The organism is Pectobacterium parmentieri (assembly GCF_001742145.1).
Classification (GTDB): Bacteria; Pseudomonadota; Gammaproteobacteria; order Enterobacterales; family Enterobacteriaceae; genus Pectobacterium; species Pectobacterium parmentieri.
In genome coordinates this window covers 256,922-269,403 of the sequence record NZ_CP015749.1, presented here as the reverse complement: position 1 = coordinate 269,403, position 12,482 = coordinate 256,922, and the positions used below count along the sequence as shown (strand labels likewise).

General features: G+C 50.2%; 7 protein-coding genes, 2 tRNA genes and 4 rRNA genes. 6 read left to right on the top strand and 7 right to left on the bottom strand.

What is annotated here, in order from left to right; all coding sequences use genetic code 11:
- Positions 1-234: 234 nt before the first annotated feature.
- The 7 genes from rrf (A8F97_RS01140) to gmhB all read right to left on the bottom strand — a co-directional run bounded on the left by rrf (A8F97_RS01140) (position 235) and on the right by gmhB (position 6,583).
- Positions 235-350 (bottom strand): 5S ribosomal RNA (rrf, locus tag A8F97_RS01140).
- A gap of 36 nt (positions 351-386) precedes the next feature.
- A tRNA-Thr gene (locus A8F97_RS01135) sits at positions 387-462 on the bottom strand.
- An 18-nt stretch (positions 463-480) separates the two neighbouring features.
- Positions 481-596: ribosomal RNA gene (gene rrf / locus A8F97_RS01130) — 5S ribosomal RNA — on the bottom strand.
- Between the two features lie 140 nt (positions 597-736).
- Positions 737-3,644: ribosomal RNA gene (locus A8F97_RS01125) — 23S ribosomal RNA — on the bottom strand.
- Positions 3,645-3,878: 234 nt separating this feature from the next.
- Positions 3,879-3,954, bottom strand: a tRNA-Glu gene (locus A8F97_RS01120).
- A gap of 141 nt (positions 3,955-4,095) precedes the next feature.
- Positions 4,096-5,638, bottom strand: a 16S ribosomal RNA gene (locus tag A8F97_RS01115).
- Together the 16S, 23S and 5S rRNA genes with 2 tRNA genes alongside form the textbook arrangement of a ribosomal RNA operon.
- 381 nt (positions 5,639-6,019) lie before the next feature.
- Positions 6,020-6,583: a D-glycero-beta-D-manno-heptose 1,7-bisphosphate 7-phosphatase gene (gmhB, locus tag A8F97_RS01110; RefSeq protein ID WP_014701166.1), complete on the bottom strand. Its 564-nt coding sequence runs from the start codon at positions 6,581-6,583 to the stop codon at positions 6,020-6,022.
- A gap of 180 nt (positions 6,584-6,763) precedes the next feature.
- Here gmhB and metN point away from each other — a divergent pair, with 180 nt between their 5' ends.
- From metN to proS, 6 genes are all read left to right on the top strand, one after another.
- Positions 6,764-7,795, top strand: a complete 1,032-nt coding sequence (gene metN, locus A8F97_RS01105) for a methionine ABC transporter ATP-binding protein MetN (RefSeq protein WP_014701167.1) — start codon at positions 6,764-6,766, stop codon at positions 7,793-7,795.
- The gene (locus A8F97_RS01100; RefSeq protein ID WP_014701168.1) at positions 7,788-8,441 is read left to right on the top strand and encodes a methionine ABC transporter permease MetI; all 654 of its coding nucleotides are present in this window, start codon (positions 7,788-7,790) and stop codon (positions 8,439-8,441) included. Before metN ends, A8F97_RS01100 begins: the two co-directional genes overlap by 8 nt.
- Positions 8,442-8,504: 63 nt before the next feature.
- Positions 8,505-9,320: a MetQ/NlpA family lipoprotein gene (locus A8F97_RS01095; protein WP_033071905.1), complete on the top strand. Its 816-nt coding sequence runs from the start codon at positions 8,505-8,507 to the stop codon at positions 9,318-9,320.
- Positions 9,321-9,438: 118 nt separating this feature from the next.
- The gene (rcsF, locus tag A8F97_RS01090) at positions 9,439-9,849 is read left to right on the top strand and encodes an Rcs stress response system protein RcsF (protein WP_033071906.1); all 411 of its coding nucleotides are present in this window, start codon (positions 9,439-9,441) and stop codon (positions 9,847-9,849) included.
- Positions 9,846-10,562 carry a tRNA (N6-threonylcarbamoyladenosine(37)-N6)-methyltransferase TrmO gene (tsaA, locus tag A8F97_RS01085; RefSeq protein ID WP_015731087.1) on the top strand — a complete coding sequence of 239 codons (717 nt, stop codon included), beginning with the start codon at positions 9,846-9,848 and terminating at the stop codon, positions 10,560-10,562. Before rcsF ends, tsaA begins: the two co-directional genes overlap by 4 nt.
- 144 nt (positions 10,563-10,706) lie before the next feature.
- A complete protein-coding gene (proS, locus tag A8F97_RS01080) occupies positions 10,707-12,425 on the top strand; it encodes a proline--tRNA ligase (RefSeq protein WP_033071907.1) in 1,719 nt (572 codons plus the stop codon).
- Positions 12,426-12,482: the final 57 nt, after the last annotated feature.

Genomic DNA, 12,482 nt, shown 5'->3' with positions numbered 1-12,482 from the left:
AAGACGTTAATTATTAATTGAACAGCAAAGAAGATAAATAGATGTTTTATACTCTAAATAATTCTAGTTTCAGGCAGGCGGCAAGAGAAAGACAAATTCGTTGGGAGCAGGTTTGAACGCAGCCAACGCACATGCAACTTGAAGTATGGCGAGTATATTTAGGTAAAAAAAGATCTAATATGCTGAAATAGAAAAAAGGCCATCCTTAATAGGATGGCCTTTTTCTTAATTGAAACCTGGCAGTTCCCTACTCTCACATGGGGAAGCCCCACACTACCATCGGCGCTACGGCGTTTCACTTCTGAGTTCGGCATGGGGTCAGGTGGGACCACCGCGCTATCGCCGCCAGGTAAATTCTTTATAAGCCGAACATTAACCCAAAACACTGGTGCTGATACCCAGAGTCGAACTGGGGACCTCACCCTTACCAAGGGTGCGCTCTACCAACTGAGCCATATCAGCGCACCTGTATAATTTGATGCCTGGCAGTTCCCTACTCTCACATGGGGAAGCCCCACACTACCATCGGCGCTACGGCGTTTCACTTCTGAGTTCGGCATGGGGTCAGGTGGGACCACCGCGCTATCGCCGCCAGGCAAATTCTGTTTCATTCCAACCGTTACTTAACATGACTTTTTTCTTTGTCATCTCCGTAACCATCAGAACCAATCTCTGAACAAGCTGAACATCAAAATCTATGAGTCTTTCATCACCCACAAAACACCTTCGGTGTTGTAAGGTTAAGCCTCTCGGGTCATTAGTACTGGTTAGCTCAACGTATCGCTACGCTTACACACCCAGCCTATCTACGTCGTCGTCTTCAACGGCCCTTCAGGGGCATCTGGTGCCCAGGGAAGACTCATCTCGAGGCAAGTTTCCCGCTTAGATGCTTTCAGCGGTTATCTCTTCCGCACTTAGCTACCGGGCAATGCAATTGGCATCACAACCCGTACACCAGTGGTGCGTTCACTCCGGTCCTCTCGTACTAGGAGCAACCCCTCTCAATCTTCCAACGCCCACGGCAGATAGGGACCGAACTGTCTCACGACGTTCTAAACCCAGCTCGCGTACCACTTTAAATGGCGAACAGCCATACCCTTGGGACCTACTTCAGCCCCAGGATGTGATGAGCCGACATCGAGGTGCCAAACACCGCCGTCGATATGAACTCTTGGGCGGTATCAGCCTGTTATCCCCGGAGTACCTTTTATCCGTTGAGCGATGGCCCTTCCATTCAGAACCACCGGATCACTAAGACCTGCTTTCGCACCTGCTCGAGCTGTCACTCTCGCAGTCAAGCTAGCTTATGCCTTTGCACTAACCTCCTGATGTCCGACCAGGATTAGCTAACCTTCGTGCTCCTCCGTTACGCTTTGGGAGGAGACCGCCCCAGTCAAACTACCCACCAGACACTGTCCGCAACCCGGATTACGGGCCTACGTTAGAACATCAAACATTAAAGGGTGGTATTTCAAGGTTGGCTCCATGCAGACTGGCGTCCACACTTCAAAGCCTCCCACCTATCCTACACATCAAGGCTCAAGGTTCAGTGTCAAGCTATAGTAAAGGTTCACGGGGTCTTTCCGTCTTGCCGCGGGTACACTGCATCTTCACAGCGAGTTCAATTTCACTGAGTCTCGGGTGGAGACAGCCTGGCCATCATTACGCCATTCGTGCAGGTCGGAACTTACCCGACAAGGAATTTCGCTACCTTAGGACCGTTATAGTTACGGCCGCCGTTTACCGGGGCTTCGATCAAGAGCTTCGCCTTGCGGCTGACCCCATCAATTAACCTTCCGGCACCGGGCAGGCGTCACACCGTATACGTCCACTTTCGTGTTTGCACAGTGCTGTGTTTTTATTAAACAGTTGCAGCCAGCTGGTATCTGCGACTGGCTTCAGCTCCGTCCGCAAGGGACTTCACCTACGCGCCAGCGTGCCTTCTCCCGAAGTTACGGCACCATTTTGCCTAGTTCCTTCACCCGAGTTCTCTCAAGCGCCTGAGTATTCTCTACCTGACCACCTGTGTCGGTTTGGGGTACGATTTGATGTTACCTGGAGCTTAGAGGCTTTTCCTGGAAGCGTAGCATTGGTTACTTCATCACCGTAGTGACTCGTCATCACGCCTCAGTGTTAACGATGACCCGGATTTACCTAAGTCACCCACCTTCACGCTTAAACCGGGACAACCGTCGCCCGGATAACCTAGCTTTCTCCGTCCCCCCTTCGCAGTAACACCGAGTACAGGAATATTAACCTGTTTCCCATCGACTACGCTTTTCAGCCTCGCCTTAGGGGTCGACTCACCCTGCCCCGATTAACGTTGGACAGGAACCCTTGGTCTTCCGGCGTGCGGGTTTTTCACCCGCATTATCGTTACTTATGTCAGCATTCGCACTTCTGATACCTCCAGCAACCCTCACAGGCCACCTTCAACGGCTTACAGAACGCTCCCCTACCCAACAACGCCTAAGCGTCGCTGCCGCAGCTTCGGTGCATGGTTTAGCCCCGTTACATCTTCCGCGCAGGCCGACTCGACCAGTGAGCTATTACGCTTTCTTTAAATGATGGCTGCTTCTAAGCCAACATCCTGGCTGTCTGTGCCTTCCCACATCGTTTCCCACTTAACCATGACTTTGGGACCTTAGCTGGCGGTCTGGGTTGTTTCCCTCTTCACGACGAACGTTAGCACCCGCCGTGTGTCTCCCGTGATAACATTCTTCGGTATTCGTAGTTTGCATCGGGTTGGTAAGTCGGGATGACCCCCTAGCCGAAACAGTGCTCTACCCCCGAAGATGAATTCACGAGGCGCTACCTAAATAGCTTTCGGGGAGAACCAGCTATCTCCCGGTTTGATTGGCCTTTCACCCCCAGCCACAAGTCATCCGCTAATTTTTCAACATTAGTCGGTTCGGTCCTCCAGTTAGTGTTACCCAACCTTCAACCTGCCCATGGCTAGATCACCGGGTTTCGGGTCTATACCCTGCAACTTAACGCCCAGTTAAGACTCGGTTTCCCTGCGGCTCCCCTATTCGGTTAACCTTGCTACAGAATATAAGTCGCTGACCCATTATACAAAAGGTACGCAGTCACCTAACAAGTAGGCTCCCACTGCTTGTACGTACACGGTTTCAGGTTCTATTTCACTCCCCTCGCCGGGGTTCTTTTCGCCTTTCCCTCACGGTACTGGTTCACTATCGGTCAGTCAGGAGTATTTAGCCTTGGAGGATGGTCCCCCCATATTCAGACAGGATGTCACGTGTCCCGCCCTACTCATCGAACTCACAACTTGTGCATTTTTGTGTACGGGACTATCACCCTTTACTGTGCGACTTTCCAAACGCTTCCACTAACACACAAACTGATTCAGGTTCTGGGCTCCTCCCCGTTCGCTCGCCGCTACTAGGGGAATCTCGGTTGATTTCTTTTCCTCGGGGTACTGAGATGTTTCAGTTCCCCCGGTTCGCCTCATTACGCTATGTATTCACGTAATGATAGTGTGTCGAAACACACTGGGTTTCCCCATTCGGGTATCGTCGGGTATAACGCTTCATATCAGCTTACCGACGCTTATCGCAGATTAGCACGCCCTTCATCGCCTCTGACTGCCTAGGCATCCACCGTGTACGCTTAGTCGCTTAACCTCACAACCCGAAGGTGTCTTGAATAAATCAAGGTCACGTTCGCGCTGCGATTATTTGAGAGACTCATTGACAGACTGATGCATCACGATGCACTCGAAGGTCATCGTGTTTTGTCAGCCGTCATGTTTCAATTTTCAGCTTGTTCCAGATTGTTAAAGAGCAATATCGTAAACATGACTCCGAGGAATCATCTTTAAGATATTCGGTGATAATGTCTTTCACTCATTATCGGATTGGCGTCCCCAAGGGGATTCGAACCCCTGTTACAGCCGTGAAAGGGCAGTGTCCTAGGCCTCTAGACGATGGGGACACGAAAAATCCGTACCGAATCAGAAATTCGGCACTATCGCGTCAGCATGAGTCTACACTCATGACATCAACAGGTGCGCTTGCTCAGTATTTTCATCAGACAATCTGTGTGAGCACTTCACGTAACACACATCTTTTTTGGTAAGGAGGTGATCCAACCGCAGGTTCCCCTACGGTTACCTTGTTACGACTTCACCCCAGTCATGAATCACAAAGTGGTAAGCGCCCTCCCGAAGGTTAAGCTACCTACTTCTTTTGCAACCCACTCCCATGGTGTGACGGGCGGTGTGTACAAGGCCCGGGAACGTATTCACCGTAGCATTCTGATCTACGATTACTAGCGATTCCGACTTCATGGAGTCGAGTTGCAGACTCCAATCCGGACTACGACGTACTTTATGAGGTCCGCTTGCTCTCGCGAGTTCGCTTCTCTTTGTATACGCCATTGTAGCACGTGTGTAGCCCTACTCGTAAGGGCCATGATGACTTGACGTCATCCCCACCTTCCTCCGGTTTATCACCGGCAGTCTCCTTTGAGTTCCCGACATTACTCGCTGGCAACAAAGGATAAGGGTTGCGCTCGTTGCGGGACTTAACCCAACATTTCACAACACGAGCTGACGACAGCCATGCAGCACCTGTCTCACAGTTCCCGAAGGCACTAAGGTATCTCTACCGAATTCTGTGGATGTCAAGAGTAGGTAAGGTTCTTCGCGTTGCATCGAATTAAACCACATGCTCCACCGCTTGTGCGGGCCCCCGTCAATTCATTTGAGTTTTAACCTTGCGGCCGTACTCCCCAGGCGGTCGACTTAACGCGTTAGCTCCGGAAGCCACGCCTCAAGGGCACAACCTCCAAGTCGACATCGTTTACAGCGTGGACTACCAGGGTATCTAATCCTGTTTGCTCCCCACGCTTTCGCACCTGAGCGTCAGTCTTTGTCCAGGGGGCCGCCTTCGCCACCGGTATTCCTCCAGATCTCTACGCATTTCACCGCTACACCTGGAATTCTACCCCCCTCTACAAGACTCTAGCCTGTCAGTTTTGAATGCAGTTCCCAGGTTAAGCCCGGGGATTTCACATCCAACTTAACAGACCGCCTGCGTGCGCTTTACGCCCAGTCATTCCGATTAACGCTTGCACCCTCCGTATTACCGCGGCTGCTGGCACGGAGTTAGCCGGTGCTTCTTCTGCGGGTAACGTCAATCGACAAGGTTATTAACCTTATCGCCTTCCTCCCCGCTGAAAGTGCTTTACAACCCGAAGGCCTTCTTCACACACGCGGCATGGCTGCATCAGGCTTGCGCCCATTGTGCAATATTCCCCACTGCTGCCTCCCGTAGGAGTCTGGACCGTGTCTCAGTTCCAGTGTGGCTGGTCATCCTCTCAGACCAGCTAGGGATCGTCGCCTAGGTGAGCCATTACCTCACCTACTAGCTAATCCCATCTGGGCACATCCGATGGCAAGAGGCCCGAAGGTCCCCCTCTTTGGTCCGAAGACGTTATGCGGTATTAGCTACCGTTTCCAGTAGTTATCCCCCTCCATCAGGCAGTTTCCCAGACATTACTCACCCGTCCGCCGCTCGTCACCCGAAGAGCAAGCTCTTCTGTGCTACCGCTCGACTTGCATGTGTTAGGCCTGCCGCCAGCGTTCAATCTGAGCCATGATCAAACTCTTCAATTTAAGATTTGTTTGATTTGCTGAACTCGTCAGCGATGCTCAAAGAATTAGTAACTGTTTATTCGTAATGAATTTCACTGTTGTTCACTCTTCAAGACTTTTTATATCGTTAAGATACGGTCTTGTGAGTGCCCACACAGATTGTCTGATTATATTGTTAAAGAGCAGTGCGTTGCGGTCTTATCCGCTTCGCGAGGTGGCGTATGTTACGCTTATCACCTTTAGAGTCAACGTTTATTTTAAAGCGTTTTCTCTTTCTTTATCGACCCGGTTGTGAGTCACAGCGCCGTGTCGATGGAGGCGCATTATAGGGAGCCGATTCAGAAGCGCAAGCAAATCTAGTAAACTTTTTTCTGTTTGCGCATCTTTCATTCGTTCCGCCTGTTAACTGCGCGTTTTTATCCATTTCGGCAGATCTGCGAGGCTTTCCAGCACGCCATCAGCCAGTGATTCGCCTTGCTCGGTAACAGGTTTACCGGTGCGAACCAGCAATTTATTTCCCACACCTGCGCCAATTGCTGCCTGCATATCCTCTACCTTATCTCCCACCATATAAGATGCAGCCATATCAATGTGCAGCTCGCTCTGTGCGGAAAGCAGCATACCAGGCTCAGGCTTACGGCAATCACAGACCTGCCGATACTCATCTTCGCCAGCGTCAGGGTGATGCGGACAAAAGTAGATGCCATCCAGATCAACACCACGGTCTGCCAGCGACCAGTCCATCCATTCCGTCAGTTGCATAAACTGATCTTCTGTAAATTTACCGCGGGCGATACCGGACTGGTTCGTCACAACAACCAGCGCGAACCCCATGCTCTTCAACTCGCGCATGGCGTCGATAACACCATCTATAAATTGAAAATCGTCAATCTCATGGACATAACCGTGATCGACATTGATCGTACCGTCACGATCAAGAAAAATTGCTGGAACGCTTTGTGCCACTGACTTTGCTCCTGAATGGCGGAAATTACGCAGTAGTATCGCATGTTTTCTCCTATAGAGAGAGTATAGGGCCATGACAATCCCGATTGACTTAGACGTCTAGACGCCCTAACATCCGTTTCATATTCTGTTAATACAGAAACTAATTTATCCAGCCATAGGCACTTACGATAAAAATATATGATTGAACTTTCTAATATTACTAAGGTTTTCCAGCAGAATGGGCGGGCTATTACCGCACTTTCTGATGTCAGCCTCCACGTTCCCACCGGGCAAATCTATGGCGTTATCGGTGCATCGGGCGCAGGTAAAAGTACACTGATCCGCTGCGTCAATTTATTAGAACGCCCAACAGAAGGGAAAGTGCTGGTTGATGGGCAAGAACTGACCCAGCTATCAGATAGCCAGTTGACGCGTGCTCGCCGCCAGATCGGCATGATTTTTCAACATTTCAACCTGCTCGCCTCACGTACCGTTTTTGGCAACATTTCGCTACCGCTGGAACTGGATAACACACCAAAAGCGGATATTGCCAAGCGCGTTAATGAATTATTGGAGCTGGTTGGGTTAGCGGATAAACACGACGTGTACCCAGCCAACTTGTCCGGCGGACAAAAGCAGCGTGTCGCTATTGCCCGTGCACTGGCTAGCAACCCCAAGGTTCTGCTGTGTGACGAAGCAACCAGCGCATTAGATCCTGCAACGACGCGTTCGATTCTTGAATTACTGAAAGACATCAATCGCCGTCTTGGCCTAACCATTCTTCTTATTACACATGAAATGGATGTGGTGAAACGCATTTGCGATCAGGTTGCGGTTATCAGCGACGGACGACTCATCGAGCAGGACACCGTAAGCGAAGTCTTCTCACATCCGAAAACGCCGTTGGCGCAGAAATTCATTCAGTCAACGTTACATCTGGATATCCCGGACGATTACCTCGCTCGTCTGTCACCAGACTATCGCCCAGAGACTACGCCGTTATTACGGATGGAATTTACCGGCAAATCAGTGGACGCCCCACTTCTGTCCGAAGTTGCTCGGCGCTTTAACATTAATAACAACATTATCAGTGCTCAGATGGATTATGCCGGTGGCGTCAAGTTCGGCATCATGCTGACAGAAATGCACGGCAACGATGCAGATATCAAAGCCGCAATCCAATTCCTGCAGGAAAGTCACGTTACAGTTGAGGTTCTGGGTTATGTCTGAAGCAATGATGTGGTTAATGGCTAAGGGAGTATGGGAAACCGTCGCTATGACGTTCGTTTCTGGTTTCTTTGGCTTTGTACTTGGTTTACCCGTGGGCGTTTTATTGTATACCACGCGTCCGGGGCAAATCATCGCCAATCCAAAACTCTACCGGACCCTTTCTGCACTGGTAAACATTTTCCGCTCGATTCCGTTCATTATTTTGCTGGTCTGGATGATTCCTTTTACCCGCATCATTGTCGGAACCTCTATTGGTCTGCAAGCGGCGATCGTTCCTCTCACTGTAGGTGCAGCCCCGTTTATTGCCCGCATGGTGGAAAATGCGCTACTTGAAATTCCAACTGGCCTGATCGAAGCCGCCCGTGCAATGGGTGCGACACCGATGCAAATCATCAGAAAGATATTGCTGCCAGAAGCGTTACCAGGGCTAATTAATGCCGCAACCATCACGTTAATTACGCTCGTAGGCTATTCTGCTATGGGTGGTGCCGTCGGCGCAGGCGGCTTAGGTCAAATTGGTTATCAGTATGGTTATATTGGTTATAACGCGACGGTCATGAATACGGTATTAATATTACTGGTTGTTTTGGTTTACCTGATTCAATTCTGCGGCGACAGGGCAGTAAAAGCTGTCACACATAAGTAGTCATCACAATACGCATTTGCCTAAGGGTATCTGCCAAGAAAATAGTTAATTAGGGGTAAGGATATGGCGATTAAACTGAAATCTATTGCGACCATTGGCGCACTGATTGGTGCGCTGGCGCTAGCGGGATGTGGTCAGGAAGAGAAGGATCCTAATCATATTAAAGTCGGCGTTATTGTTGGAGCAGAACAACAGGTTGCGGAAATCGCGCAAAAAGTGGCGAAAGACAAATACGGCCTGGACGTTGAGTTAGTCACATTTAACGACTACGTGTTGCCAAATGAAGCTCTGAGCAAAGGTGACATCGATCTGAATGCCTTCCAGCATAAACCTTATCTGGATCAGCAGATAAAAGATCGTGGTTATAAACTGGTTTCTGTCGGCAACAGCTTTGTCTACCCAATTGCCGGTTACTCCAAAAAAATCAAATCGCTGAATGAGCTGCAAGATGGTGCGCAAATTGCGCTGCCAAATGACCCAACCAATCTGGGCCGCTCCCTGCTGCTGCTGCAAAAAGTTGGCTTGATTAAACTGAAAGACAACGTTGGCCTGCTGCCAACGGTATTGGATGTGACTGAAAACCCGAAAAACATCAAACTGGTTGAACTGGAAGCGCCACAGTTGCCACGTTCTTTAGATGATGCGCAAATTGCGCTGGCTGTCATCAACACTACTTACGCTAGCCAGATTAACCTGACACCAACTAAAGATGGCCTGTTTGTTGAAGAAAAAGACTCTCCGTATGTAAACCTGCTGGTTTCACGCGAAGACAACAAAGACGCTGAAAACGTGAAGAAATTCGTTCAGGCTTACCAGTCTGATGAAGTGAACGATGCAGCAAATAAAATCTTTAATGGCGGCGCAGTGAAAGGCTGGTAATCCTGCCCTAATGAGTTTAATTAAAAGATATCTGCAAGACGGGCTACGGCCCGTCTTGTTATTTGTGCAATTGCTTGCTTCAATACTCGCTCTTTGAGAAAAAGCAGAGGAATCCTTAATGCGTGCTGTTCCCTTTATATTGTTAGCTATGTCGCTGACAGGCTGTTCTTTATTTCAGAAGCCACAGGCACCCGTTCCTCAACCTGTTGTTGAAGCCAAAACCGTAGAACCGGCACCGAAACCGAAGCCTCCCGTTCGCCCTGCTCCAGCCGTGCTGTATAAAAGCGCCGAAGAATTAGTGGGTAAGCCTTTCCGTGATATGGGTGAAGTGTCTGGCTCGTCGTGTCAGGTCAGCGCTCAGGACGCTCCGCCCAACGCGGCAAATGCGCGTAAAAGAATGCAAAGCCGCGCAACCGCAATGAAGGCCAATGCGGTTTTACTACATGAATGCCAAACCGTCAGTGGCGTAGCCGGTTGCTATAGCCAAGTCGTTTGCCAAGGCACCGCGCTAAAAGTCTCTGCACAATGAGTCAATTTGTTTTCAATCAGATCGGGATTATCCGTTCACCGTATAAAGAAAAATTTGCCATTCCGCGGCAACCGGGTCTGATTGAAGATGGAGGCGGAGAACTTCAGCTATTACCGCCGTATAACCAAGCTGACTGTGTGCGGGGACTAGAAGACTTCAGCCACATTTGGCTACTGTTCATCTTTCATCAAACGATGGAAGGCGGCTGGCGTCCAACGGTTCGACCACCGCGTCTGGGGGGAAATGCTCGAACAGGCGTTTTCGCTACCCGTTCCACCTTTCGCCCCAACCCTGTCGGTATGTCGCTGGTTGAATTAAAAGGAATACGAGCCAAAGGCGATGCGATTACGCTCGAACTAGGCAGCCTTGATCTGGTCGATGGCACACCGGTCATCGATATCAAGCCTTACCTACCCTTTGCAGAAAGCCACCCTCAGGCGCGAGCGGGTTTTGCCCAAATGGCCCCCGAGGCCACGATGCCGGTATTTTTTTCGCCACTTGCGGAAAACCAAATCGCAGGGCACCAAAATAAATATCCCCAGTTGAAACGCTTTATCTCGCAGGTATTGGCACAAGATCCGCGCCCGGCCTACCGCAAAGGGGAAAGCACCACGCGGGAATACGCCGTTTTACTGTTGGAATTCAATGTGCGCTGGCGCGTCTGTGGAGAACAAACCGAAGTGTTAAGCCTCGACCCCGCGCACACGTGCTAATGCACAAGCCCAGCAATATATTCTAAAATTGTTCCTGCTCTCTTTTGACACGCCGCCCACGCTGGTAAACTAAACCACTTTTTATGTGCCTTCGGCTGCGCGGCAGCCCTATGCTATTTGTTGTTCTAACGGAACTAAAACCCCATGCGTACTAGCCAATACATGCTCTCCACTCTCAAGGAGACGCCAGCCGATGCGGAAGTCATCAGCCATCAGTTGATGCTCCGTGCAGGAATGATTCGTAAACTGGCCTCCGGCCTTTACACCTGGTTACCGACCGGTTTACGTGTTTTGAGAAAAGTTGAAAACATCGTGCGCGAAGAGATGAACAACGCGGGCGCTATTGAAGTGTCTATGCCGGTTGTTCAGCCTGCCGATTTATGGGTTGAAAGTGGACGTTGGGATCAGTATGGCCCAGAGTTGCTGCGCTTTGTCGATCGTGGTGAACGCCCATTTGTACTCGGCCCTACACACGAAGAAGTTATTACTGACCTGATTCGTAATGAAGTCAGCTCTTATAAGCAGCTACCACTGAATTTTTTCCAGATTCAAACCAAATTCCGCGATGAAGTTCGCCCACGTTTTGGCGTAATGCGCTCACGTGAGTTCCTGATGAAAGATGCCTACTCTTTCCACACCTCACAGGAATCGTTGCAGACCACCTACGACGCCATGTACGCCGCTTACAGCAAGATTTTCAACCGTATGGATCTGGATTTCAGAGCCGTCCAGGCAGATACCGGTTCTATCGGTGGTAATGCGTCCCATGAATTCCAGGTACTGGCAACCAGCGGTGAAGACGATATCGTTTTCTCAACGGAATCCGACTACGCGGCAAACATTGAACTGGCAGAAGCTGTCGCGCCGAAATTAGGCCGCGCAGAAGCGACGGAAGAACTGCGTGTGGTGGATACACCAAACGCCAAGACCATCGCTGAACTGGTTGAACAGTTTACGCTGCCAGTAGAGAAAACCGTGAAAACGCTGCTGGTGAAAGCAACGGAAGAAAGCGGCCATAAACTGATTGCACTGCTGGTTCGTGGCGATCACGAACTGAATGAAATCAAGGCTGAGAAAATTGCTCAGGTCGCGAGTCCGCTGACGTTTGCAACGGAAGATGAGATCCGCGCAATCATCGGAGCAGGTCCTGGCTCATTAGGCCCGGTCAAACTGTCGATTCCCGTCGTTGTTGACCGCACCGTTGCAGCCATGAGCGACTTCAGCGCTGGCGCTAACATTGATGGCAAACACTATTTTGGCATCAACTGGGAGCGTGATGTTGCACTGCCGCAGGTTGCAGATATCCGCAACGTGGTTGAAGGCGACATCAGTCCAGATGGTAAAGGCACACTGCAAATTAAACGCGGTATCGAAGTCGGCCATATCTTCCAACTGGGCAGCAAGTATTCTGAAGCGTTGAAAGCAACCGTTCAGGGCGAAGACGGACGTAACCAGACGCTGACGATGGGCTGTTACGGTATTGGTGTAACACGCGTTGTCGCAGCAGCGATTGAGCAAAACCATGACGAACGCGGTATTATCTGGCCAGACGCGATTGCGCCTTTCCACGTTGCCATTCTGCCAATGAACATGCACAAATCTTTCCGCGTAAAAGAAGTCGCTGAAGACATCTATCAGCAGTTGCGCGCTAAAGGTATTGAAGTTCTGCTCGACGATCGTAAAGAGCGTCCGGGTGTGATGTTCGCCGATATGGAGTTGATTGGTGTACCGCACACTATCGTGATTGGCGATCGCAATCTGGATAGCGAAGAGATTGAATATAAAAATCGCCGGATCGGTGAAAAGCAAATGATTAAAACCGGCGAAATCATCGATTTCCTGCTGGCGAACATCGTGCGCTAATCGCCATCGTGGCCCCGCCCTTTCACACGAAAGGGCGAACGACAGACATAAAAAATG

What these genes read in the sequence shown, in the direction of transcription:
- metN (WP_014701167.1), top strand. Translation starts at nt 6,764, where the DNA reads ATGATTGAACTTTCTAATATTACTAAGGTTTTCCAGCAGAATGGGCGG.
- A8F97_RS01100 (WP_014701168.1), top strand. Translation starts at nt 7,788, where the DNA reads ATGTCTGAAGCAATGATGTGGTTAATGGCTAAGGGAGTATGGGAAACC.
- A8F97_RS01095 (WP_033071905.1), top strand. Translation starts at nt 8,505, where the DNA reads ATGGCGATTAAACTGAAATCTATTGCGACCATTGGCGCACTGATTGGT.
- rcsF (WP_033071906.1), top strand. Translation starts at nt 9,439, where the DNA reads ATGCGTGCTGTTCCCTTTATATTGTTAGCTATGTCGCTGACAGGCTGT.
- tsaA (WP_015731087.1), top strand. Translation starts at nt 9,846, where the DNA reads ATGAGTCAATTTGTTTTCAATCAGATCGGGATTATCCGTTCACCGTAT.
- proS (WP_033071907.1), top strand. Translation starts at nt 10,707, where the DNA reads ATGCGTACTAGCCAATACATGCTCTCCACTCTCAAGGAGACGCCAGCC.